Raw genomic sequence first — 25263 nt, forward strand, 5'->3', positions numbered from 1 at the left:
AGTTGGGCGATTCTAGGAACCGCTTCTGCCCGGGTCAACCTTTGCCCCTCAATTACGATATATCTTGAGGTTATCAGAAGCCGTCTTTCCAAGACCTCAAGGCAGCAAAAACAGCAGCTTGGCCTTCGTTTGAATGTCCCTTCCATTCGTCTGCTTTTTGTTTAACGGATGTTTCTGCGGTACGCAAAAAAGGGTTGGTAAGGCGTTCCAGGCCAATACTGGAAGGCAGCGTTATACGGCCGGCTGCGCGTAGCCTGGTCACCTCGTCAAAGCGCGCGAGGACGTCGGGATTGCCTGGCTCTACGGCCTTGGCAAAACGCAGGTTGCTCAGGGTGTATTCATGGGCGCAGTAGACCTCGGTTGCACCAGGCAGGGCGGCGAGACGCTCGAGCGAGTTGTGCATCTGCGCAGGCGTGCCCTCGAACAAACGGCCGCAACCGCCGGCAAACAGCGTGTCGCCACTGAACAGCACGGGTGTCGGCGTCTGTGCGGTATAAAAGGCGATGTGGCCCAGGGTGTGCCCGGGCATCGCCAGCACCTCGAAGGTCAGCCCCAGCGCAATGACCTGGGCGTTGTCTTCGAGCGCCAGGTCACGGCCTGGAATCTGCTCACGGGCCGGGCCGCTGACCCGCGCTCCGGTGGCCCGCTTGAGCTCGACTACGCCGCCGACATGATCGTGGTGATGGTGGGTGATGAGGATATCCTTCAGCTCCCAGCCCGGGTTGGCCTCGAGCCAGTCCAACACCGGTTGGGCGTCACCAGGATCGACCACCGCACAGTGGCGTTTGGCAGTATCCTGTAACAACCAGATGTAGTTATCAGAGAAAGCGGGTAGTGCATCGATCTGTATCATGTGCGGATCCGAATCATCTGCCGTGGGACATAAGGGCATCTTAGCCGCGATGGCGCGGCGGGAGAACCTTGGAGGGAAGACGCAATGACCGACCAAGCCTTTGCCCAGGCCGACCCTGAATGGGTCGAGCTGATCAGCCTGGCCCGCGAATGGTTTCAAGGCCCTGTTGGGCAGTTGATGCTGCGCGAAGAGGAAAAGTTGCTTGAAACTGAACTCGCGCGGTTTTTTGGTGGCTATCTGGTGCATTACGGGCCAGGTGCGGAAGCACCGCCGCATGCCAAGCAGGTGCATCGCAATGTGCGCCTCGGTGCGCCGTTGCCCGGGGTTGAAATCGTCTGCGAAGAACAGGCCTGGCCGCTCGCCGAACATGCTGCGGACGTCGTGGTGCTGCAGCACGGGCTGGACTTCAGCCTGTCGCCTCACGGCCTGCTGCGCCAAGCCGCCAGTGCGGTGCGTCCGGGTGGCCATCTGCTGATCGTCGGTATCAACCCGTGGAGCAGTTGGGGCATGCGCCACCTGTTCAGCAAAGGCGCCTTGCGCAAGGCCCGCTGCATCCCGCCGTCGCGGGTCGGCGACTGGCTCAACCTGCTTGGCTTCGCGCTGGAGAAACGCCGCTTCGGCTGTTATCGTCCGCCGCTTGCTTCACCGGCCTGGCAGCAGCGCCTGACCGGCTGGGAGCGGGTAGCCGGCGGCTGGCAGATGTCAGGTGGCGGCGTCTACCTGCTGATAGCGCGCAAGATGGTGGTTGGCCTGCGGCCACTGCAACCGGCCCGGCGCGAGCCGATGGGCAAACTGCTGCCGCTGCCCCTGGCCAAGGTCAATCGCGACCCGGCCAACCGCGACCATCATCCAGGTCGTTAAACTACAGCGAATTAAGGCAGTACATGAGCGAAGAAAGCATCGAGATGTTTACCGACGGCGCCTGCAAGGGCAATCCGGGCCCTGGCGGCTGGGGCGTGCTGATGGTGTACAAGGGCGTCGAAAAAGAGCTCTGGGGTGGCGAGCTGGAAACCACCAACAACCGCATGGAGCTGATGGCGGCCATCCAGGGCCTCAAGGCGCTCAAGCGTGAGTGCGAGGTGGTGCTGACCACCGACTCGCAATATGTGATGAAAGGCATCAACGAGTGGATGGCCAACTGGAAGAAGCGCGGCTGGAAGACTGCCGCCAAGGAACCAGTGAAAAACGCCGACCTGTGGCGCGAGCTCGATGAGCAGGTCAACCGGCACAAGGTCACCTGGAAATGGGTACGCGGGCATATCGGCCATCATGGCAACGAACGCGCCGACCAGTTGGCCAACCGCGGCGTCGACGAAGTTCGCGCGCGTCACAAGTAATCTGACGCTGGGGTATACTCCCGGCTCTTTTTTCTCGTAGCAGTTGGAGCCACCGCCCGTGGAGCAGCAGAACACCCGATACGTCGTCCTCGATACCGAAACTACCGGCATGCCGGTTGGCGAGGGTCATCGGATCATCGAAATCGGTTGCGTCGAAGTGCTGGGTCGGCGTCTGACCGGGCGGCACTTTCATGTTTATCTGCAGCCTGACCGCGAGAGTGACGAGGGCGCGATTGGCGTCCACGGCATCACCGACGCATTCCTGATCGGCAAGCCGCGCTTCGCTGAAGTGGCTGACGAGTTTTTCGACTTCATTCATGGCGCGCAGCTGGTCATCCACAACGCGGCGTTCGACGTTGGCTTCATCAACAACGAGTTCGCCCTGCTTGGCCAGCATGATCGCGCCGATATCTCCAAACACTGCGGCATCCTCGATACCCTGATGCTGGCGCGCTCGCGCCACCCAGGCCAACGCAACAGCCTCGATGCGTTGTGCAAGCGCTACGGCATCGACAACTCCGGGCGTGAGCTGCACGGCGCGTTGCTCGACTCGGAATTGCTGGCGGATGTCTACCTGGCCATGACCGGTGGCCAGACCAGCCTGTCGCTGGCGGGGCATGGTGCTGATGGAGAAGAGGGCGGGGACAGTACCGGCAGTGAGATTCGCCGGATCGTCGGGCGTCAGCCGCAGCCTGTGTTGATGGCTTCTGCGGAGGAGCTGGAGGCGCATGCTCAGCGTCTGGCAGCGGTGGCCAAATCTGCTGGCGGCCCCGCATTGTGGCAGAGCTTGAGCGAAGCCTGATCAGGCCTGCGTGCGGGCCTTCCGTGGCCTGCTGGTTGCCGTAAAGCGCATTCAGGGAATACGAATGATCTCGACGCCACTCTGGGTCAGCTCGAAGCGATCTTCACCCAGGTGCCGGACGCGATCGCCGATGGCCAGTCGATAGCTGGTGATCGGTTCACCATGGGCGCTGCCGTCGGCCTGAAAGGTCGATTCCTGGAATTCGTGCACGGGGTAGATTCGGCCTTCGGCGTCACGGGCGTGAAATTGGCCGACCAGTACTGCTGCCATTTTGGGGGGAAACCTCTGAAAAATTGGAGAAATGTCTGCAGTCATAGACCAGTGAAACTGCCGGGAAGTTTTCTTGCAACGGGAAAAAAACCTCGGCGGCGAAAAACGGTCATCTATAACTATTAACTCCATCAACCAGCAGAGGTTGTAAAACGCCATGAGCCAGGTGTATTCGGTAGCAGTCGTAGTCGGCAGCTTGCGCAAGGATTCCTATAATCGCAAGGTGGCCAAGGCCCTGGGTGAGCTGGCTTCCTCCAGCCTCAGCTTGAAGATCATCGAGATCGGTGACTTGCCGCTGTACAACGAAGATGTCGAGAGTGCCGGTGCGCCGCAACCGTGGCAGCGTTTTCGTGACGAGATCAAGCGTAGTGATGCGGTGCTGTTCGTCACCCCGGAGTACAACCGCTCGCTGCCCGGTTGCCTGAAAAACGCCATTGATGTGGGGTCGCGGCCTTATGGGCAAAGTGCCTGGGGCGGCAAGCCTACGGCAGTGGTGAGCGTTTCGCCTGGTGCAGTTGGTGGTTTTGGCGCCAACCACGCCGTACGCCAGTGCCTGGTGTTCCTGGACATGCCGTGCATGCAGATGCCTGAGGCGTATATCGGCGGGGCGGCGACCCTGTTCGATGACGCTGGCAAGCTCAATGACAAAACCCGGCCGTTCCTGCAGGCATTCATCGACAAGTTTGCGGCGTGGGTGAAGCTCAACCGCGCGGTGTGAACCTGCCGGCAGCCCTGTTGGGGCCGCTCTGCGGCCCTTCGCGGGTGAACCCGCTCCCACAAGTCGGCGGCGCAGCTAAATCCTGTGGGAGCGGGTTCACCCGCGAAGGGGCGCAAAGCGGCCCTAATGTGATTAGGTCAGCAAGATGCCCGCTCATCGTAGATGATGAAAGACAGCTGGCTCCTCAGGATTGCAGCGCCGACTTGTGACGCCTGGCTTGCATTACGCCCCTTGCGGCATTTCGCCGTTGGCCAGGCGTCGGTTGATGTCGGCAACCACTTCAGGCAGATCATTGATGGTGTCGACCAGGTAATGCGGTCGAGAGCTTTCGAACAGCGCATGAATGCGCTGCCGCTCACGCTCCAGTGTGTCTGCATCGAGGGCGAGATACTCCTCCCAGGTCAGCCCCAAGGCGTTGCCCGAACACACCAGCGCCACCGTCCACATGCCGGCGCGGCGGCCTTCGAGAATCCCCGGTACGGTGTCATCGACCTTGACGCAGGCGCCGACGTCATCGATAGCCAAGGCGATCACATTGGCCAGCGCCTGTGCAGGCCAAGGGCGGCCATTGGGGGTTTCGTCGGTCGCCACCACATGGTCGGCAACGTAGCCGTTGCGCTTGGCCAGCTCGACTACCTTGTCCATGACGACTTTGGGGTAGCCCGAGCACGAGCCAATCTTCAGGCCATCTGCACGCAGCCCGGTCAGCGTTTGCAAAGCCCCGGGTATCAGTGCCGAGTGCACGGCGATCTTGTCGATCTGCAGGGGCATGAAGCGTTCATAGATGGCAGTCACATCGTCATCGCTTGGCGTGCGGCCAAACACCTTGCGGTAGCGCTCGGCAATTGCCGGCTGATCGCACAAGGTACGGATATGGTCCCACTTGCCCATGCCCATCGGCCCGCGGGCTTCTTCTATGGACACTTCGACGTCGAACTCGGCGAACGCTTCGACAAAGATCTGCGTGGGCGCAAACGAGCCGAAGTCGACCACGGTACCCGCCCAGTCAAGGATGGCGGCTTGCAGGCGGGTTGGGTTGGTGTAGTTCATGTCACAGAGCCTCGCTCAAGAGTTGAGTACCGGTGTGCACCTGCATTTCCCGCAGCACCTGAGCTACGGCATCGACTGCGGCCTGCATGCCCTGCGCACCGACGGCACCGATGCAGCCAACGCGGAAGGTTTCGACCTGGGTCAACTTGCCCGGGTAGAGGATGAAGCCTTTGGCCTTGACCCGTTCATAGAAGTCCTGGAACCGGTAGCGTGGATCATCCGGGGCGTGGAAGGTGACGATGATCGGCGCCTGAATAGCAGCCGGGAGGAAGCTGCGTAGGCCGATCGCTGCCATACCGTCGAGCAGCGTCCGGCAGTTGTTGGCATAACGCTGGTGTCTGGCCTGCAGGCCGCCTTCTTCGGTGTATTGCTTGAGCGCCTCGTGCAGGGCGGCGATCACGTGGGTAGGCGGAGTGAAGCGCCACTGGCCGGTCTTGGCCATATAGGCATGCTGGTCGAACAGGTCCATGGCCAGCGATTGGGAGTTACCCTCAGCGGCTGCCAAGGCGGTTTTTTCAGCGAAGACGAAGCCCATCCCGGGGACGCCCTCAAGGCATTTGCCGGAAGCTGCGATCAGCGCCTCGAACGGCACTTCGCGAGCGTCGATCGGCAATGCGCCGAATGAGCTCATGGCATCGATGATCAGGCGCTTGCCATGGCTGTGCACTACATCGGCGATGGCCTTGAGCGGATTGAGGATGCCGGTGCTGGTCTCACAGTGGATCAGTGCCACATGGGTCAGCTCGGCATCCGCTGCCAGCATGCGCTCGACATCGTCGGCGGTGGTGGGTTGGTCCTCGGCGGTTTCGAAGGTGCTGTAACGTCGACCGAGTACCTTGCAGATCTTGGCCAGGCGCTGGCCGTAGGCGCCGTTGATCAGCACCAGCACCTTGCCGTCGCGCGGCACCAGCGTGCCGATGGCAGCTTCCACGGCAAAGGTGCCGCTGCCTTGCAACGGTACGCAGTGATGGCTGGCGCTGGCATCGAGGATGGCCAGTAGCTGCTCGCAGACGCTGGCGGTCAGCTGATTGAAGTCTCGGTCCCAGGAACCCCAGTCCACCAGCATCGCCTGGCGGGTACGCAGAGAGGTAGTGAGGGGGCCGGGGGTCAGCAGAATCGGGGCATTGCTCATTGCGTGAATCCTCGCAAGCGGTGGGCTGAGACTGCGAGGTCAAGGTTGCAATTGGGCGTGCTATCAATCAAATTGTTTGTCGTTATGCCAGCCATAAGTCAGGCCGATAGCTATGAACCTGTTCCAGTTACGTGCGTTTGACGCCGTTGCCCGTGAAGGCAGCTTCACCCGCGCTGCAGCGCGCCTGTTCATCAGCCAGCCGGCGGTGACCGGGCACGTCAAAGCGCTGGAGGAGCACTATCAGATCACCCTGCTGCGGCGTACCGCCCGACGGGTGGAGCTGACCGAGGAGGGCACACGGCTGGCAGCCATCACCCGCGCCATGTTTGGCCTGGCCGAGGAGGCGCAGGCCATGCTCGAGGCCAACCGCCAGTTGCTTACCGGGCGCCTCGAGGTCGCTGCCGACGGGCCGCACCGGGTCATGCCGATGCTCGCGCAGCTGCGCGCACGTTACCCTGGTATCACCGTCAACCTGCGGCTGGGCAATGCTCAGGAAACCCTCGCGGCGCTGCTGAGTGAACACGCCGATGTGGCCGTTCTGACTGAAGTCGAGCCGCGTAAGGGGCTATACCTGCGCAGCTTGGGCCAGTCGCAGCTTTGCGCGCTGCTGCCGGTAGCTCACCCTTGGGCCAGAGCGCCTGAAGCGTTGGCGCTTGAGGCGTTGGACAAGCAGATCATGGTGCTGCGCGAGCCGAGCTCGATCACCCGGCGCACATTTGACCAGGCCTGCCTGCGGGCAGGAGTACAGCCAAGGGTGTTGCTGGAGCTGGACAGCCGCGAAGCCGTGACCGAAGCCGTGGCAGCGGAACTTGGAATTGGCATCGTATCGTCGATGGAGGTGGCCCACGATCCGCGCGTGGTGGCACGGCCGATGGCAGCTGAGGGGCTGCTTAATCAGCATATGCTTGGCTGCCTCGAGCGCCGGCGCGAGCTGCGCCTGATCCAGGCGTTCATGGCGCTTGCGCCTGTGCTGTAGAGCAGCACATCGGGGAGGGCAGTTCCCGCTGCATCGTGGGCGACTGGAGGGCGATGCTGCCGGCTGACCCCTCGAGGAACCCAGCATGGCCAACCCCGTTATGTACAGCAATGCCACCGATGCCTTCATCAGCGACAACTTGCCAGCCTGGCTGCATGCCGCTTCAGTCGAGCAGATCGGTGCATTGCAGGCTCGGTTTGCGGCGTACCGTACTACCGAGGCTACCTTGCACAAAGCGTTGCAGCAGCTCAAGGCGCCTCACGAATATGCGCGCATGCTGCTCAACCAGGCGGTAAAAGCGCAACTGAAACTCGAATTCGATCTGGTCAACGCCTTATGGCGCCAGCACTGGGACAAGTACAGCCTGTTGGGCGGTGAGTCGTTCGTCAACCACTACACCATCGAGCCAGCGCTCCATCACGTGCTGCAGAACTTTCCAGAAGGGATGTTATACGATGCCAAGACAGGCCTCATCGCTGGCGGCCATGACGCGTTTCTGACGACCAAGCATTTGTTGATCGAGACTTCGAAGTTCGTTCAGATGTGTCGCAAAGAGGATGCCGGCCAGCGCTATCAGGCCCACCTCGATACGGTGTTGGATGCCGCGTTCGGTGAGGCCCTCAAACTTGAAAAACGCCAGCGCCTTGAGCTCAGCATCAATCTCGCCCATCTCCAGAGCAAGCTGAGTGATGCCGAGCTGGCGCTGCTGTCACCGGTGCAGTCGATTGGCTCCAGAGTCACCGTCAAGCATCTGCATATGCTCGGTTGTGCGCTGCAGGGCGGCCTGGCGCTGGAGGTGACGGTCGATGCCGAGGGCACCGCGCTGGCGCACGCTCTGATCGCGCTGTACCTGCCGCACCGACCGCTGCAATGCTTCGACAGCTGGGCAGCACTGTCTGCTCACCTGTTGAGCCTCCTTCGCGATACCCACGAGCAGGCCAAGTTGCTTGCGCTGATAGCGCTCAAGGATCGCATCACCGTGCATACGACCTTGGGCAAACGTCTGCGAGATCCCGTCCCTGATCTCGAGGTCAGCGGCCGCGTTGCGGCAAGCGATCTGTTCGACGAGCTGGCCCGCATGCAACTGCAACGCATGCGCTCCGATGCGCGTTACCTGCTGGTGCCGGTCGCGGATGTCGATGATCAGAGCAAATGGCAACGGTTGCAGACGCTCGAATCGGTAGGCATGAACCTGCTGCAGATGGCGGGCTTGTTCGTCCCCGTACTGGGGCAATTGCTGACGGCAGAGATGGTTGTCGAGGTAATCAAAGAGGTTTACGAAGGCGTTGGTGACTGGCAGCGCGGTCACCAGCATGAAGCGCTGGAGCACATGCTCGGCGTCGCCGAAGTGGTTGCAGTCAATACCTTGGCCGCAGCCGGCGGGGCTGCGGTTGCCCGGGGCTTCGAACGCAGCGCGTTTGTCGATGAGCTGATGCCGGTTGCCTCGCAGCCGGACGTCGGCAAACTCTGGTCGTATGACCTGACGCCCTACCGCGCTCGAGACGTGCCCAGCCAATTGCACCGGGCGAGCACTGGTCTCTATGTGCATGGCGACCGGCACTACTGGCTGCACCAAGGGCGGTTGCACGAAGTCGTGCAGTTGCACACTCGGCAGTGGCAGTTGAAGCGCACGGATGGCAAGGCTGGGTTCGCCCCGATGTTGCAGTGGAATGGCGACCACGGTTGGCGGCTGGCCTGGCAGCGCCCGCAGGAATGGTACGGCGACGCAGCGTTGCTTGGCCATTTGTGGCCATTGTCCGCATCGTTCGATGCAGCGCGTATTCAACACGTGTTGAAGGTGGCCGATGTTGGCGAGCCAGTGCTGCGCCGGCTGGTCGCCGAGCAACGTGGGCTGCCGGTGGGCCTGGCCGACACGCTGGAGCGCTTCTCGGCAGATACGCGGATCAATGCATTCTTCCTCGAAGTGCAGCAGGGCCCAGACATTGTCGATGGCGAGCTGCTCAAATTCTGCATCGAACAGCTCCCAGCTGATCGCCGTGCGCCGGAGCTGAGTGCTCAGGCCATTCTGGACCATGCACCGACACTGCGCGAAAAACTGATGGGCCATCTGAGCACAGTGGCAAACCTGCCCGAGCACTCCAGCGTGATCCAGCGGGATTTTCCCGCGCTGCCGGATCGCTACGCGGCGGATGTCATGGCCCGAGCAACCGCCCCTCAACGGCAGCGCTTGGCGCAGAAGGGGACGTTGGCCCTGGCACTGGCCGAGCAGGCGCGCCTAGCGGCCCATGAAGCGCGTCTTTGCCGATTGCTCCAGGGCCTGTTTCTCGATAACGCCTATCACGCCGAGCTACCAACGCTGGTCTTCGCCTTGATGCGCCGTGAACCCGTCTGGCCGCAGCAGATCAACTTCGAGGTCCGTGAGGCTACCGCCGATGGACGGCTGATCGCCCGGTTGCATCCTCTGGACGTGCGCTATCCGCCTAAGGTCATGGTCTGGAACGCCGGTCAGCTGGACGTCTACGAGGGCGCCAAACAACTCTTCTCGGGCGTCTCCGGGCCAGGCGGGCTGCTTGAAACCATGTGGCACTTCCTGCCCGAGGCAGACCGGTCACGCCTTGGCTGGACGGACGGCGCAGCGCTGGCTACGCTGCGCGCCGACCTGCAGCAGCGCCTGCCCAAAACCCGCGGCGAGCTCCTCGAACTGTTGGCAATAACGCCACCAAAGCCTACGTTTCGAGCACCGACGCGGCTGCCCGATGGCCGTTTTGGTTATCTGCTCAGTGGTCGTGGCGGCGGCAATCATCATGCCGAGCGGACGTTGCAAGATCGTGTGCGCAGCCTGTTTCCCGGTTTCAATGCAGAGGACCTGGAGCTGTACCTGCAGATATTGCATGAGCAGCCGCAATCGCCATTTAGCCTGCTGCTGGCTGAAGAGCAGAACTACCAGCGGCTGGACTTCACGCTTGAGCATTGGACGGCGGAGGGTGGCGACGTAGTGCGCCGGCCGCTACGGCGCGCGGTCGCGGACGAAATTCGCCGCTCGTGGCGGCTGCAGGGCGCAGCCGGGCGGCGGCAACTGAATGGCACCCCCGGCATGGTGCTGATCTTGTCAGCCCATGCCGCAGGTGATCTGCCGGATCTCACCGGCCATGGCGGTTTTGAGCATGTCACCGAAATCAGTGTGTCGAATATGCAGCTTAGCGCTGTGCCAGAGGGCTTCCTGCGCGCGTTCGGCAATCTGCTGCATCTGAATCTGGACAACAACAGCCTGAATACCCTGCCGCACGGCTTGTCTCATCTGCCGCACCTGCAGGAACTGATTCTCTCGCGCAACGCCCTGCAGCTCACCTCGGCGAGCGATACGGTGCTTTCCGGGCTGACCCAGTTGCGCGTGCTGGACCTGAGCGACAATCCGCTTGGCGCTTTCAACCTGGCCCTGGACCGCTTGCCGCGGCTGCGACAGCTGGGTCTGCGCAGTACGCAGCTGGCACAGGTGCCGCAGCATCTGACCCTGGGTATTTCGCTCGATTACGTCGACCTGCGTGACAACCTGATCACCACGCTGCCTGCGCAGCTGCGCGACAACCGGGCGCACTGGCGCCGCCGACTGGCACTGTCAGGGAATACCTTGCCCGAGGAATACAGCGAGCGCTGGATGAACGCGGCGAGAACATCCGACAGTGAGGCCAGCACCGGTAGCGAGGGCTCATACCGACTACGCTGGCTGGAACTGCTTGATGGCGAGGCCATGGCTACCCGCACCGCGCAGTGGGACCGGCTGGCTGAAGAGGCGGGCAGCGCAGATTTCTTCCGCTTGCTTCAGGATCTGGTGCAAACCAGTGACTTTCGCCTTGCTCGCACAGATCTGGAAGCGCGAGTGTGGAGCATATTCGATGCAATCGAGCAGAACACGGCGCTGCGCGAGGAGGTGTTTACCCTTGCCAGCCAGCCGCGGACCTGCGTCGACAGTGTCATCTCATGCTTCAGCGTGTTGGAAGTGCGAGTGCTGGCCGCCGCCGCCAGCGGCGAGGAGGCTGCAAGCGAGGCGGGGCTGCTCGGCCTGGCCCGGCGTTTGTTCCGACTTGATCAGGTCGAGGCCTACGCCCGCGACGACATGCTCCGGCGCAGTGCGCAGGAGCGTGGCGTCGACGAGGTGGAGGTGAGCCTCGCCTATCGGGTAGGCCTCGCTGCTACGTTGAACCTGCCGGGGCAACCGCGGACCATGCAGTTCGGCACCATCGGCGGCGTAAGCCAGCAGGATCTGGTTCTCGCCGAAGCAGTAGTCCGCGAGGCTGAAGCCGGAGAGGCGCTGGCGCAGTACATCAGTCAGCGGGATTTCTGGTTACAGTATCTGCACCGCGAACACGCGGCTGCGTTCGAGACAGTCGAGGCGCCTTTCTGGGCGCGCATGGAAACCCTTGATGCCCAGCGTGAGGGGTTGGAGGATGGCCAGTACCTGGCTCAGGTCAACCAACTGGCGAACGATCGTGAGGTGGCTGTCACCGCCCAGGCCCTTGAGCTGACCCGTGCAGCCTTGGCCAGGGAAGCCAGCAGCTCGCCAGGCTGATACCGTGCCCGCGTGATCAGGGTGGTTTTTTTCTGCTGCCGGCCTAAGATGGCCGGCAGTAGTCAATGACGGGCAAGCCATGAGCGAGAAAGACACCATCTCCATGCAAATGGTGCGCGAGGCGCTGTTGCAGACCTGCGCAGAGGGTGATGCGGCGTTGGCTGTGCTGACACGCGCCGGGATCGACCCAGGGCAGTTGCAGCAGGCAGATGCGCGGGTCGCAGCCAACGCCTATGCACGCCTTTGGCGACTGTTGGCACGCCGCTGCAACGATGAGTTCTTCGCCATGGATCCGCGCGGCCTGCCACGCGGTAGTCTGGCATTTGCCTGCCGTGCGAGCATGCTTCAGCCTACTCTGGGCGCAGCCCTGCAGAGTGTGCTGGACTTCCTGGCGCTGATGCTTCAGGACCTGCAGCCAGCGTTGCAACAGCAGGATGGGCTGGCAGAAATCATGCTCCATGAACCGCGCCCGCAGCCGCGCCGAGCCTTCATGTATTTCACCTTCTGGATGATCGTGCACGGTGTGGGCTGCTGGCTGGCTGGCCGGCGCATCCCGATTCTGGCAATTGACCTGCCCTGTGCCGAGCCTCCGTATTGCGAAGACTACCGGGTGATGTTTTCGCCCAACCTGCAGTTCGAGAGGCCGCGCGCTCGGATGATGATCCCGGCCGATTGCCTGCAGTGGCCAGTTAAACGCACGGTGGATGATCTGCAGCGTTTTCTGGCTGAGGCACCGGGTAATATTCTGGTGAGATACCGCGACCCGGAAAGTCTGGCCCGGCGTATCCGCAGCGACCTGCTGCAAGCGCCGCCGGCCGATTGGCCTGACGCCGAAGGCCTGGCGCGACAACTGCACGTTTCCGCGTCGACCCTGCGCCGGCGTCTTGCCGAAGAGGGGCAGACCTACCAAGGCCTCAAAGACAGCGCCCGGCGCGAGCTGGCTATGGTCTGGCTGGCGGATGCCGACCATGCCATGGATGAAATCGCCGAGCGGCTGGGTTTTGCGGATGCCAGCTCGTTCTACAAGGCCTTTCGCAAGTGGTATGGCTGTAATCCCGGGCAGTATCGGATGTTGATTCAAACCCGCTGCGTCAGTCACTGATTCCCCCTGCCACCCAGGCCACAGGCACTTCATGGTTGCGCGATCTTCTCAAGCAGGATCTCGAACCATGTTTAACACTGCTCTCCCGGTAAAAATCGAGTGCATCACCGACCATTTCATCGAGGCAATCCTGCCTGACTGGCTCAAGCAAGCCAGTGCGGCGCAGGTTAGCGCAGTGCGCGATGCCTACATTGCGCATATGCAGAGCCAGACGATACTTGCAGCCACACTCGCTCGGGTGTCAGCGCTGCATGATTTTGCCAGGCAGCGGCTCGAGTCGGTGCTGTTGACCCAGATGGCATTGCAGGTTGATCTGGACAAGGCCTGCTGGCGCGAAGTGCGCCGTAGGTTCACCGTTGAACCCGCGGGCTTGCCAACCGACGAGCCTTACTTTGTCAGCGAGCCGGCCATGCAGCGGTTGCTGCAGAACTTCGCCAGCAGCGAGTCGTTCTACGACGGCAGCGGGTTGATCTATCCGGGCAACGAGGCGGCCGGGCAGTCGGCAACGATCCTGAGTGAAAACTCGGCACGTATCGTTGAACTGTGTCGTCAGGTCGATGTGGGTGGGGCCTATCAGGCGCACCTGGATTCAGTACTGGATGCCCAGGCAGCGCAGGCACTCGCCGAGGACGCCCGCCACGCATTCATCCTCGCTGCTCGGCTCGCGCAGGCCAAGCGACTGCTGCCAGACGATGAGGTCAATGTGCTGCTTGACCTGGCTGCGGATCGCACCCCCAATCATCCGCAGGCGGGGATCGTTCGTTGCGGCGAGCTCAGCGTGCTCGATACGGCTGTGACCGGCACATGGTTGGTAGAACTGGGTCAACGCGCCGACGGCTTTTACCCAGTCCCCCGGCTGACCGAGACCGTAGCAGTGCTCTTGCTGGTACCGAACGACGAGCAGTTTCCGGTGCGTCACTTCAGCAGTTGGTCGGCCGTGCAGGATTTTCTTGTACTCGCTCTGGCGGTTCCTGCCAGTACTGAGGCACTGCTGCAGCGTATCGCACTGCGGGAGCGAGCCGCTTTCACCAGCAAGCTGCAGGTGCGCCTCAAAGACCCAGAACCAGACCTTGAAGTCAGCCTGCTCAGCGCCGCCGATGAGCTGTTCAGTTGGCTGGCAGCCCAGCGCATCACACGCATCAAGAATGATGCGCGCTTTCTCGCCGTCCCCAACGCACAGGCTGATAGCCAGGCGCGCCAGCGACGTCTGGATGCATTGGCGTCGGTGGGGCTGGGTGTGCTGAATCTGGCGGGGCTTTTTGTCCCGCTGGTCGGGACATTGCTGATGGCGGACATGGTCCGGCAGACGCTGTTGCAGCTGTGCGAAGGGGTTTACCACTGGGCGCGAGGGCACCAGCATGAAGCTCTGCAGCATTTCCTCGGTGTCGCCGAAAACTTGGCCGTCAACGCGGCGATTGCGGGCGGCTCGCAATTGGTGGTGCGGACCTTCAAACGCAGTGCATTTGTCGAGACGCTGGAACCGGTCACCAATGACGCCGGGCAGCAGCGGCTGTGGAACAATGATCTTAGCCACTACCAGGACACGCCGTCCGAGCAGGCGTTACTCGAACTCGACAACGGCCTGCTGAGCGATGGCGACAGCTGCTGGTGGCGCCATGAAGGCGCTGTCTATCGGGTCCGTGCGCAAGGTCAGAACGGCCCATGGCGATTGCAGGACTCGCAGCACCCGGCGGCGTTTGGTCCCGCGCTGGATTTCAACGGCGAGCAGTCGTGGCGGCTCGAGTACGACCAACCGTTGACTTGGCAGGGCGCTGAGTCACTGCTGACCCGGTTATGGCCACAGGTCAGTTCGCTGAGTGCTGAGCAGCGAGTCCAGGTGTTGCGTGTTGCACAGGTGGATGAAGAGGAGTTGCGCGGCTTGCTGGTGGAAAGTCGGCGTATGCCGGTGGCATTGCGTGACAGCCTCGAGCGGTTTGCTGTTCAGGACCGCATTGAGTTGTTTTTCGCCGGACTGCCTACGGCCGCCAGCGATATCCAACTGTGGCAGTTCTGCGTTGATCAGGTCGGTGTCCAAAGCCTTTCGTTCGAGGCCCAGGCCATTACCATCAACGAGCAGGCACGTAGCCTGCGGCCATTGTTACTCGAGCATGTAGCCAAACTGTATCTCGCTCCCGACCCTGCGCTGGCGCTTGTGCAACGGGACTTTCCAAGTTTGCCAGACGCCTACGCCCTGCACGTGCTCAGGCATGTCAGCAGCGAGCAGCGCAGTGTGCTGCGCGCCGATCAGCGAGTCCCCCTGAGTGTGGCGCAGCATGCTCGTGAAATGCTCCAGGTTGCGCAGCTCACACGCATGCGTGAAGGCCTTTATCTGCAGGACAGTTACCGCGCCGATGTAGTTGAACTGGTATTCGCCCTGCTGAATCAGCACACCGTCTGGCCGCCATCGTTGGTGCTGGAACTTCGTGAAGATTCTGCCGCCGGCAGGTTGCTGGCGCGGCTGCAAGCGCCGGAACCTACGGGCCCGGTGATGGTGCTGGTGAGAACCCAGGGTGGAATGCGCTTGTATGACAGCGCAGGCTTGGAATCTACCCTCGCCATCGCCGAGCCGCGGGGCCTGTTCGAGGCGCTATACGTATGCATGCCGGCGACTGTACGAACCCAGTTGGGTCTGAACGAGTCGGGCGGCGTCAGGACCCTCCAGGCTTGGCTGCGGCAATGGCTGCCAAGCACCCGCGCGGGTTTGCTGGAACTCATCGGCAAGCGCGACGCAGGTGTGCCGGCACGCTCGATGCAGCGCTTGCCAGATGGCAGGGTCGGTTATTTGCTCAGTGGCCGACGGCCTGCCGGGAGCCCGTCCCAGACCGTGCTGAGAAGGCGCATTGGTGCCTTGTACACAGGTTTTGACGAAACCCAGATCGACGCTTACATGACCATGCTGTTGGAGCATCCGGAGGTCGCCTACAGCACCCTGCTGGAGCAGGAGCAGCAATACCAGCGGCTCAAAGAGCTGCTCGCGCTGTGGATAGACCGGGCCCGCAGCACAGCCAATGCCGAGGCGCGCCGCCAGGCCGGACGGCGCATGCGGCGTACCTGGCGGCTGATCGGTGAGCGGATCGTCGATGAGGACGAGGTTTCATATGGTTTGAGCCTGAACCTGACCAACCTCCCATTGCGCAGCCTTCCCGATCTGCCGGGCGACATTGACTTTGCCCATGTCGGCGAGCTGGTCTTGATGGGCCTGGGTATAGAAACAATGCCTGAGGATTTTCTCAGTTGCTTCCCCCAGGTGCGTTGGCTGAACCTGAGCAACAATGCCCTGCGCCATGTCCCCAGTGAGATTGATCGGCTGCGCCACCTGCGCATGTTGCAGTTGGCCAACAATCAGATCAGCCTGACTGCCTCGGGCGTCTCGATGTTACGCAACCTGACCCAACTGGAATCATTGGACCTGAGTTACAACCCGCTGGGCGCCGTGAGCCTGCAACTGACCCCGCTGGTCCGTTTGCGCCAACTCAACCTGCGTGGAGCCAACTTGCAGGCAGTGCCGGTCGATCTGGATTGGTGCGGCCTGCTGGAGGTTGCCGATCTGCGCAATAACCATATTGCTACGCTGCCACAAGGGCTGCTGGACGCGCCAGCATCGTTGCGCCAAGCGTTGCAGCTCGATGGCAACCCGCTGCCTGAGGCGGTCACCCAGCGTTTGCAACTGGGCCTGGCAGGGGCAGCAGCTTTGCCGCTTTCATCCGATGTCTCAGCGGCCAGGGCGCGCGAATTGTGGCTGCAGGCACTGCCTGAGGCCGATCGCAAAACCAGCGGCGGCCACTGGGACAGTTTGCGCGCTGAGCCCGGCAGCGATGACTTTTTCACGCTGCTCAGCGAGTTGACCGGGACCAGCGATTATCGCCTGACCCAGGCAGACCTCGCGCGCAGAGTCTGGGCCGTGCTGGTAGCAGCGAGTGAGAACAGCACCTTGCGCAGCGAGCTGTTCAGCCTGGCCGGTGATCCGCGCACGTGTGTTGACAGCGTGGCATCCTGTTTCAGCGCCCTGGAGGTGCGTCTGTACATCGCCCAGACGCTTGAGATTCGTGAGCCTGCCAGCGCCCATGCTGCTCGCCTGCGCCTGGCCAGACGCCTGTTTCGGCTTGACCGTGTCGAAGCGTTTGCTCGCGATGATTTCCAACAACGTCAGGAAAACGGCGAGCAGGTTGATGAAGTCGAGGTAAGCCTGGCCTATCGCAGCGGACTGGCTGAGGTCCTGGAACTGCCCGGACAACCACGCACGCTGCAGTTCCAGGCCATCGCCGATGTCACCCCGCAGCAACTGAGCGACGCGGCTGCTGCGGTGCGCTTGAGTGAGGCCAGTGATGAACTGGCCCGCTTCGTCAGCCAGCGGGATTTCTGGCTGGAGAACCTGCGACGGGAGCACGGCACGCTTTTCAGTGAAGTCGAGGCACCCTTCTGGGCGAGGCTGGATCAGCTCAGCCCGCAACTGCATCGCCGCGAAGGGCGCTACCTGGAACAGGTCAACGACCTGGCGAAAGAGCGCAGGGCGGCGCTCGACACGTTGGCGCTGCGCCTGACCAAAGAGGCGTTGGAGGAAGTCAACGGGACCTGAGTGGCTGACAAGGCTTGCTAGACAGGGCTTCCCGCTGCCCGTGTGCATGTGCCTCGGAGCAACTTGGAGGCTCTTTCTACCAAGGACTGCACAATGTCTCCGAAACCGCTCGCACCCGCCGACAGCACGACGTTACGTCTGGGCAATGCCACCTATGAATTTATCGGTGGCATTCTTCCTGACTGGCTCAAGCGCGCTTCCCCCAGCCAGATCAATCGCTTGCGTGACCGCTTCAAGCAATACCGCAAAAGCCAACAAGGTGTGCGCGCCGCGACGCTGGATCTGATCCCTCTGCAGACGTTCGTGCAGACTCAGTTCACAGCGCTGTTGGCCGGCAAGCTGCCTGCTGGCAGCAACATCGCAGACCTGCAATGGCTTGAGGTGCGCCGCGAGTTCGGGAGGCTGCCGGGGACGCAATGGCCCTTTTACATCCCGAACATAGTCCGCGAGCCGGGCCTGTTGCGGCTGATGCAGAACTTCCATCCTGAGGACAGCGTCCTGCAGGGCAGTGGCCTGGTCGCCGCCGGCAGCGACCAGGTGCTTTCCGGCGACCCCGTAGCGCTGGCGGCAGCCTGCCGTGCGCTTGACGTAGGTGCGAAGTATCAGCAGCAGTTGGACAAGGTCTTCAACACCGCCACTTGCGCCATGCTGGTAGCCGACAAGCAGGCCGGGTTGAAGCTTGCAGTCGAGGTTGCGGCCTTGAAAGGCGAAATCAGCGCTGCCGAACAGATCGCCCTGGAAGAAGTTGCACGCGGGCATCACGATGCCAACCAACAAGGGTTGCGCGGTTTTGCCGGTATGCTGAGCATTCTTGGTTGTACGGCCAGCGATGCCCTGGTGATCCAGTTGCGTGGCGTCGAGGGTGAGGACCATGGCCTGTTGCTTTACCTGCCCAGTGATCCCAAGCGCGCACTGCAGCGCTTCGCCGATTGGGGTGCGTTGTCAACCGAGCTGCTGAGCCAGTTACGCGATTCGGCGGGTCGTCAGCGTATCAGTCACATGATCGCTCTGAGCGAACGTCCAGCCTTCCTCAATACCCTGGCCAAACGGCTCGGTGACCCGACGCCAGATCTCGCGCTTGAGGGCGTCACTCCGCAGGATGAGATATTCGTCGAGCTGGTCAATCAGCAAGTGCAACGCATCCACGAAGATGCACGGCTGCTGCTGGTGCCTACGGCGGAGGCTGACCGGCAAGCTCGTGCGCAGCGCTTGCAGGCCTGGGAGGAGGTAGGGCTAGGGGTGGTCAACCTGGCCGGGCTGTTCATTCCCGGGGTCGGCGCACTGCTGCTCGGGCTGTTGGTGGTGCAAACCCTGTCGCAGGTCTACGAAGGCAGCGTTGACTGGCTCTATGGGCACCAGCACGAAGCGCTCGAGCACATGCTGGGCGTAGCCGAGACGCTGGCGGTAGCGGCTGCGATTGCCGGTGGCGCAGCGCTGGTGGCACGCGGGTTTGTCCGCAGCGAGTTCGTCCACGGTCTGGAGCCGGTGACTGTAGGTGACGGCGAAATGCGCCTGTGGTCGGCTGACTTGAGCCAGTACCGCGCGCGTCCGGATGACAGTGGCTTGCAAGCCGATGGCCTGTACGGCAGCGGCGAGCAGCGTTGGATGCGGCACGACGAGCATTATTATGAGGTCCACCGTCCCGAGCCCAATGGCCCGTGGCGGTTGCGTCACCCGCAGCGCGAGGGGGCTTTTGGCCCGGTGGTCGAATTCAACGGCGAGCGCGGCTGGCGCCTGCGTCTGGAGCGGCCGCTGGAGTGGGATGACAGTGCGCGTATGCTGGAGCGGCTGTGGCCTCAGGATCCGCCGGTGGATGCTGCACAAGCCTCGCGGATCATGCAGGTCGCCAGGATCGATCAGGAAGAACTGCGCGGCCTGCTGGTGGCCAATCGGCCGCTACCGGTCAACCTGCGCGAAACTTTGCGCCGGTTCGACGCCGATGCGCGGACCCAGCGCTTCTTCGTCAGCCTGGCTGGCAACGGCGACGTCGCCAGCGATGCACAGATCCAGGCCTGGTGCATGGCCCAACCGGGCATGGCCGGGCTTGACGCCGATGCCCTGCGTGAGGCCTTGCTCGATCAGGACGTGCGCCTGCGCAAGGGCCTGTTCGACCACCTCAGCAATGTTGTGCTGCCCGCCAATGATGCGTTGCTCAATATCATCCGCCGGGACTTCCCCGGCCTGCCTCCCGCCTATGCACAGACTGCAGTGCGCGATGCCAGCCAGGCGCAACGGCAAATAGCCGTGCGCGAGGGGCGGCTGCCGCTGGCGCTGGCCAAACGCGCCCGCGCTTTACTCGGTTTGGCTCGGATCAACCGCGCTGTAGAGGGGTTGTACCTGGCGAACGCGGCCAGCAATGATACGGGGGAGCTGGTCATTGCCTTGCTGCGGCGTACGCCTGGCTGGCCGGCTGCGGTCAATCTCGAGCTGCGCGAAGGCAGCGACAGTGGGCGGCTCTTGTCGATCCTCAACCCGCAGGGCGCAGAGGCGGAGCGCACCATACTGGCACTGCGCGAGGGGCGGGTGCGTCTATATACCAGTCAGGGCCTGGAGCGCGAGGAGGACGTTGCCGAGCCGGCAGGATTCTTCGAAGCGATCAGCGCTCTGCTCACGGATGCGCAACTTGAGCGCTTGCCCAATCCGCAAGCCACGCCCGCTGATCGCCTGCGTGTCGCTGCCACTGCACAGCTGCCTGTGACCGGTAGTGGCCTGCACAGTCTGCTTGGCTGGCAGGCGCAGACGCCTTGGTTCAACCCGGGTCGGCGCCTCGCCGACGGGCGCGTCGGCTATCTGCTTAGCGGGCGCGGCCAGGCCGTGGCGCGCTCGGCCTCGACGGTGCTGCGTGAGCGCATACGTGCGCTGTATCCCAGCTTCAGCGATGCTGAAGTCGGCCAATTCCTGCAGCTGCTGTTACGCTCGCCGCTTTCACCGATGGCACTGTTGCTTCAACAGGAACAGGCCTATGCCGCGCTCGACTCCACTTTGAATCAATGGCAGAGCGCTGAGCTCAGCGAGGCGCGCAACCACCTGCGCGCGCAGTTCGGCGACAGCCTGCGTAGAGCTTGGCGCCTCGAAGGTGAGCCGATTGATCTGCAGGCTGATGCACTGCCAAGCATGCGCCTGGATCTGAGTGGTTTCCCTGCCCGCACGTTGCCGTTCCTACCGCCTGAAGTGGAGTTCAACCACATCGCGGAGTTGGCGTTGACCGACCTGCAAGTAGATACCATCCCGGTCGATTTTCTGCGTGCATTCCCGCGCTTGCGGCGGCTTAGCATCAACAGCAACCAGTTGCTGTCAGTGCCCCGTGGGTTGGCTTACCTGCCAGACCTGGAGATACTGCGACTTTCCCATAACCGCATACGCATGAATGCCGATAGCCTGGCCGTGCTCAGCAGCCTGCCGCGCCTTGCCCAGTTGGACCTGAGCTATAATCCGGTGGGTTTCCTGCAACTGCGCTTCAATCATCTGTCGCATCTGCGTGAGTTACGCTTGCGTCACTGTAGCCTGACTGTTTGGCCGTTCGGGCTGGAACTGTGCGGTTACCTGGAACATGTTGATCTGCGTGACAATCAGGTGCCGGCGCTGCCCGATGACATCATGATGATGCCGCTGTCCTACCGCAGGGCATTTCTGCTCGACCGCAACCCGCTGCCCACTCAGGAGATCGTGCGTCTCTACAGCGTTCAGGACTACCATCGCCTGCATGCGATCGCCGAGCCTGCGCAGGAAATCGACACTGCCGACGGCGGCGACAGTGCGTCCTGGTTGTTGGGTGCTGGCGCCGAGCAGCACGCTTCGCGTCTGCAGGTATGGGACACGCTAGGCGCGTTACCTGGCAGCACCAATCTGTTTGAACTGCTTGGCCAGCTGCAAGCGACCTCTGACTTCGCCAGCCACCGCGAGTACCTGACGGGGCAGGTGTGGGCGCTGCTCGAGGCACTCAACGATGACTCTGAGCTGCGCGAGCAGATCTTTACCCACACGCAGAACAGCCAGACCTGTGCTGACGGCATCGCCGAGCGCTTCAGCGAGCTGCAACTGCAATTGCGTGTTGCCCTGGCCAATCGTGACGGCGCCTTACATGAGCGCGGTAGCCGCCTGATCCAGCTGAACCGGCAGTTATTCCGCTTGGAACAGCTGGATCGGTTCGCTCGCGAGGACATTGCCGGGCGCGTCAGAGCACAGCGCGGCGTGGACGAAATCGAGGTGCTGTTGTACTACCGGATCGAGCTGGCCACTGCGCTGGATTTGCCCGCGCAGCCGCGGACCATGCGCTATTCCCTGGCTGCGGCGGTGAGCGCGCAACAAATTGCCGACGCATTGCGGGTTGTGCGTGCCGCCGAAACTGATGAGGCGCTGGCGCACAGCCTGAACCAGCGCGAGTTCTGGCAGGCCTATCTGCGGGAGCGGCATGACACGGCGTTCGATGCGATTACCGAGGATTACGCTGCCAGGGGCGAGCAGCTGGATCAACAACGGGAGCAGCTCAACAGCCAGCTCTACACCGAGCGCTGGCAGGATCTGGGCAATGAGCGAGAGGCGGCGCTGCAGGCGTTGAGCCTGGAGCTTACGCGTGAGGCACTGGAGCAGGACGCCGCGCGGTTGGACAGCCCCTCTACGGCGAAGCGCTGATCGTTCAGATCAGTCACTGGAGTTGACAGTTTTGGCCATTGCCGCCTGAGGACAGCGGCGCGAACATCGTTGTACTGCAGCCCAACAACAACTCAGCAGTTCGACGATGCGCATTGCCGGCCCAGTCTGTCTGGGCCGCGTGCGGTCGACACCAGCAAGGAACTTCCCCATGCATGTACAAGGCAAACACTTCATTGTCACCGGTGCAGCCTCCGGGCTCGGTGCTGCCACCGCGCAGGCGCTGATCGAGGCCGGCGCTCGGGTCATGTTGGTCGACCTCAATGCCGAGGCCGTAGCGGCCAAGGCCAGCGAGCTTGGTGACAATGCTCATTTCGCGGTTGCTGACATCAGCGACGAACAAGCCGCCCAGGCCGCAGTGACTGCAGCGGTTGCAGCCTTCGGCAGCCTGCAAGGGCTGGTCAACTGCGCCGGTATCGTCGGCGCTGAAAAAATCCTCGGCAAGCAGGGGCCGCATGGCCTGGCTAGCTTCGCCAAGGTTATCAACGTCAACCTGATAGGCAGCTTCAACATGCTGCGCCTGGCCGCTGCGGCGATTGCCGAAACGGCGGCGGATGCCGATGGCGAGCGCGGGGTGATCATCAATACCGCATCGGTAGCCGCCTATGACGGGCAGATCGGCCAGGCCGCCTACGCTGCATCCAAGGGCGCGGTCGCCAGCATGACCTTGCCTGCGGCACGGGAACTGGCGCGGTTTGGCATCCGCGTGATGACCATCGCCCCGGGCATCTTCGAGACGCCGATGATGGCCGGCATGACCCAGGAAGTGCGCGACTCGCTGGCCGCCGGCGTGCCGTTCCCGCCACGCCTGGGTCGCCCTCAGGAGTACGCCGCACTGGCGCTGCACATCATTGAAAACAGCATGCTCAACGGTGAGGTGATCCGCCTCGACGGCGCCCTGCGCATGGCTGCCCGCTAAGGAGAAGTGCAGATGACCCTCGCCAACGATCCAATCGTCATTGTCAGCGCCGTGCGCACGCCCATGGGCGGCTTGCAGGGCGATCTGAAGAGCCTGACTGCCCCGCAATTGGGTGCCGCGGCCATTCGCGCTGCCGTAGAGCGCGCCGGGGTAGCCCCGGCCAGCGTTGATCAACTGCTGTTTGGTTGTGTGCTGCCGGCTGGCCTCGGCCAGGCCCCGGCACGCCAGGCGGCACTGGGCGCAGGCCTGGATAAAAGCACTACCTGCACCACGCTGAACAAGATGTGTGGTTCAGGCATGCAGGCCGCGATCATGGCCCATGATCTGTTGCTGGCCGGCAGCGCCGAGGTGGTGGTGGCGGGTGGCATGGAGAGCATGAGCAATGCGCCTTACCTGCTGGACAAGGCCTGCAGCGGCTACCGCATGGGCCATGGCCGGATGCTTGATCACATGTTCCTCGACGGTCTCGAGGATGCCTATGACAAAGGTCGCCTGATGGGCACCTTCGCCGAAGACTGCGCCCAGGCCGGTGGCTTTAGCCGGGAGGCTCAGGATGCCTTTGCCATCGCCTCGCTGACCCGCGCTCAGGCGGCTATCACAGAGGGCCGTTTCGCTGCTGAAATCGTTGCCGTTGAAGTGACCGAAGGCAAGCAGACGCGGCTGATCAGCGATGACGAACAGCCGCCCAAGGCACGTCTGGACAAGATCCCGCAGTTGCGCCCGGCATTTCGCGAGGGCGGCAGCGTGACCGCCGCCAATTCAAGCTCGATCTCCGACGGTGCGGCGGCGCTGGTGCTGATGCGTCGCTCGCAGGCCGAGCAGCGCGGTCTGACACCGCTGGCGGTGATCCACGCCCATGCGGCGTTCGCTGATGCGCCGGCACTGTTCCCCACCGCACCCATCGGCGCCATCGACAAGCTGCTCAAGCGCACCGGCTGGAGCCTGGCCGAGGTCGATCTGTTCGAGATCAACGAGGCCTTCGCCGTGGTTACCCTGGCGGCGATGCAGCACCTGGATCTGCCTCATGACAAGGTCAATGTGCACGGCGGCGCCTGCGCCCTCGGCCATCCGATCGGTGCCTCTGGTGCGCGGATTCTGGTGACCCTGCTGTCGGCCCTGCGCCAGCGCAATCTGCGCCGTGGTGTGGCGGCGATCTGCATCGGCGGCGGTGAAGCGACCGCCATGGCCGTTGAATGTCTGTACTGAGGTGAACCATGCTGGTAACTGATGAGCAACAACAAATCGCCGATGCGGTGCGAGATTTTGCCCAGGAGCGGCTCAAGCCGTTTGCCGAACAGTGGGACAAGGAGCACCGCTTCCCCCGCGAGGCGACAGCCGAGATGGCCGAGCTTGGCCTGTTTGGCATGCTGGTCCCCGAGCAATGGGGCGGCAGCGATACCGGCTACGTTGCCTACGCCATGGCGCTGGAAGAAATCGCCGCCGGCGACGGTGCCTGCTCGACGATCATGAGCGTGCATAACTCGGTCGGCTGCGTGCCGATCCTGAAGTTCGGCACCGAACAGCAGAAGCAGCAGTTTCTGCAACCACTGGCCACTGGCGCCATGCTCGGCGCCTTTGCCCTGACCGAACCCCAGGCCGGCTCCGATGCCAGTAGCCTGAAAACTCGGGCGCGGTTGGACGGTGACCATTACGTGCTAAATGGCAGCAAACAGTTCATCACCTCCGGCCAGAATGCCGGGGTGGTGATCGTGTTTGCTGTGACCGATCCGGCCGCCGGCAAGCGCGGTATCAGTGCGTTCATCGTGCCGACTGATGCGCCCGGTTATCAGGTCACCCGGGTCGAGGACAAGCTCGGTCAGCACGCCTCCGACACCTGCCAGATCGTCTTCGATGATGTGCGCATACCGCTGGCCAACCGGCTGGGCGAGGAGGGGCAGGGCTACAAGATTGCCCTGGCCAACCTCGAAGGCGGGCGCATCGGTATCGCTTCGCAAGCGGTCGGCATGGCTCGCGCGGCGTTCGAGGTAGCCCGTGACTATGCCCGTGAGCGGCAAAGCTTCGGCAAGCCACTGATCGAGCACCAGGCCGTGGCGTTCCGCCTGGCCGACATGGCTACTCGTATCGCTGTCGCCCGGCAGATGGTGCTGCACGCCGCAGCATTGCGCGACGCAGGACGGCCGGCGTTGCAGGAGGCGTCTATGGCCAAGCTGTTCGCCTCGGAAATGGCCGAAAAGGTCTGCTCGGATGCCTTGCAGACGCTCGGCGGTTATGGCTATCTGAGCGACTTCCCGCTGGAGCGGATCTACCGCGACGTGCGTGTCTGCCAGATCTACGAAGGCACCAGCGACATTCAGCGCATGGTCATTGCGCGCAACCTTTGAAGGAGCAA

The 25263-nt window shown here is 62.7% G+C and carries 16 protein-coding genes; 12 read left to right on the plus strand and 4 right to left on the minus strand.

Features of this window, described 5'->3' with window-relative positions; translation table 11 throughout:
* Positions 1-73: 73 nt before the first annotated feature.
* Positions 74-853, minus strand: coding sequence for a hydroxyacylglutathione hydrolase (gene gloB, locus ACQZ2L_RS18095; protein ID WP_430327224.1), 780 nt, complete (start codon positions 851-853; stop codon positions 74-76).
* 84 nt (positions 854-937) lie between these two features.
* Here gloB and ACQZ2L_RS18100 point away from each other — a divergent pair, with 84 nt between their 5' ends.
* Genes ACQZ2L_RS18100 through dnaQ form a run of 3 tightly spaced genes read left to right on the plus strand, consistent with a single transcriptional unit; the run spans position 938 to position 2992 of the window.
* Positions 938-1714: a class I SAM-dependent methyltransferase gene (locus ACQZ2L_RS18100; protein ID WP_101318228.1), complete on the plus strand. Its 777-nt coding sequence runs from the start codon at positions 938-940 to the stop codon at positions 1712-1714.
* 23 nt (positions 1715-1737) lie between these two features.
* Positions 1738-2190: a ribonuclease HI gene (rnhA, locus tag ACQZ2L_RS18105; protein ID WP_430327225.1), complete on the plus strand. Its 453-nt coding sequence runs from the start codon at positions 1738-1740 to the stop codon at positions 2188-2190.
* A 58-nt stretch (positions 2191-2248) separates the two neighbouring features.
* A complete protein-coding gene (gene dnaQ, locus ACQZ2L_RS18110) occupies positions 2249-2992 on the plus strand; it encodes a DNA polymerase III subunit epsilon (RefSeq protein ID WP_430327226.1) in 744 nt (247 codons plus the stop codon).
* Between the two features lie 51 nt (positions 2993-3043).
* On the opposite strand, the gene ACQZ2L_RS18115 is transcribed toward dnaQ, so the two are convergent.
* Positions 3044-3262, minus strand: a complete 219-nt coding sequence (locus tag ACQZ2L_RS18115) for a hypothetical protein (protein ID WP_314875567.1) — start codon at positions 3260-3262, stop codon at positions 3044-3046.
* Between the two features lie 157 nt (positions 3263-3419).
* On the opposite strand from ACQZ2L_RS18115, the gene ACQZ2L_RS18120 reads away from it, so the two are divergent.
* Entirely contained in the window at positions 3420-3980 is a 561-nt protein-coding gene (locus ACQZ2L_RS18120) for an NADPH-dependent FMN reductase (RefSeq protein WP_101318278.1), read from the plus strand.
* A 222-nt stretch (positions 3981-4202) separates the two neighbouring features.
* Here the strand turns inward: ACQZ2L_RS18120 and phnX are convergent, their stop codons facing one another.
* On the minus strand, positions 4203-5030 hold the full coding sequence (gene phnX, locus ACQZ2L_RS18125; protein WP_430327227.1) for a phosphonoacetaldehyde hydrolase: 828 nt from the start codon (positions 5028-5030) through the stop codon (positions 4203-4205).
* A 1-nt stretch (position 5031) separates the two neighbouring features.
* Positions 5032-6162, minus strand: a complete 1131-nt coding sequence (locus ACQZ2L_RS18130; protein WP_430327228.1) for a 2-aminoethylphosphonate--pyruvate transaminase — start codon at positions 6160-6162, stop codon at positions 5032-5034.
* 112 nt (positions 6163-6274) lie between these two features.
* Between ACQZ2L_RS18130 and ACQZ2L_RS18135 the strand changes: the two genes are divergently transcribed.
* From ACQZ2L_RS18135 to ACQZ2L_RS18170, 8 genes are all read left to right on the plus strand, one after another.
* Complete coding sequence (locus tag ACQZ2L_RS18135) at positions 6275-7138, plus strand: LysR substrate-binding domain-containing protein (protein ID WP_430327229.1); 864 nt, start codon at positions 6275-6277, stop codon at positions 7136-7138.
* A gap of 85 nt (positions 7139-7223) precedes the next feature.
* Complete coding sequence (locus ACQZ2L_RS18140; protein ID WP_430327230.1) at positions 7224-11666, plus strand: NEL-type E3 ubiquitin ligase domain-containing protein; 4443 nt, start codon at positions 7224-7226, stop codon at positions 11664-11666.
* A 79-nt stretch (positions 11667-11745) separates the two neighbouring features.
* Positions 11746-12768, plus strand: coding sequence for an AraC family transcriptional regulator (locus ACQZ2L_RS18145; RefSeq protein WP_430327231.1), 1023 nt, complete (start codon positions 11746-11748; stop codon positions 12766-12768).
* Positions 12769-12835: 67 nt separating this feature from the next.
* Complete coding sequence (locus ACQZ2L_RS18150; protein ID WP_430327232.1) at positions 12836-17344, plus strand: NEL-type E3 ubiquitin ligase domain-containing protein; 4509 nt, start codon at positions 12836-12838, stop codon at positions 17342-17344.
* Between the two features lie 93 nt (positions 17345-17437).
* Positions 17438-21976, plus strand: coding sequence for an NEL-type E3 ubiquitin ligase domain-containing protein (locus ACQZ2L_RS18155; protein ID WP_430327233.1), 4539 nt, complete (start codon positions 17438-17440; stop codon positions 21974-21976).
* Positions 21977-22145: 169 nt separating this feature from the next.
* Positions 22146-22913, plus strand: a complete 768-nt coding sequence (locus tag ACQZ2L_RS18160; RefSeq protein WP_430327234.1) for an SDR family NAD(P)-dependent oxidoreductase — start codon at positions 22146-22148, stop codon at positions 22911-22913.
* Positions 22914-22925: 12 nt separating this feature from the next.
* Entirely contained in the window at positions 22926-24119 is a 1194-nt protein-coding gene (locus ACQZ2L_RS18165; protein ID WP_430327235.1) for an acetyl-CoA C-acyltransferase, read from the plus strand.
* 8 nt (positions 24120-24127) lie between these two features.
* Positions 24128-25255 carry an acyl-CoA dehydrogenase gene (locus ACQZ2L_RS18170; RefSeq protein ID WP_430327236.1) on the plus strand — a complete coding sequence of 376 codons (1128 nt, stop codon included), beginning with the start codon at positions 24128-24130 and terminating at the stop codon, positions 25253-25255.
* The last annotated feature ends 8 nt before the right edge of the window (positions 25256-25263 follow it).

It is taken from the genome of Pseudomonas shirazensis, assembly GCF_050496565.1.
Classification (GTDB): Bacteria; Pseudomonadota; Gammaproteobacteria; order Pseudomonadales; family Pseudomonadaceae; genus Aquipseudomonas; species Aquipseudomonas shirazensis_A.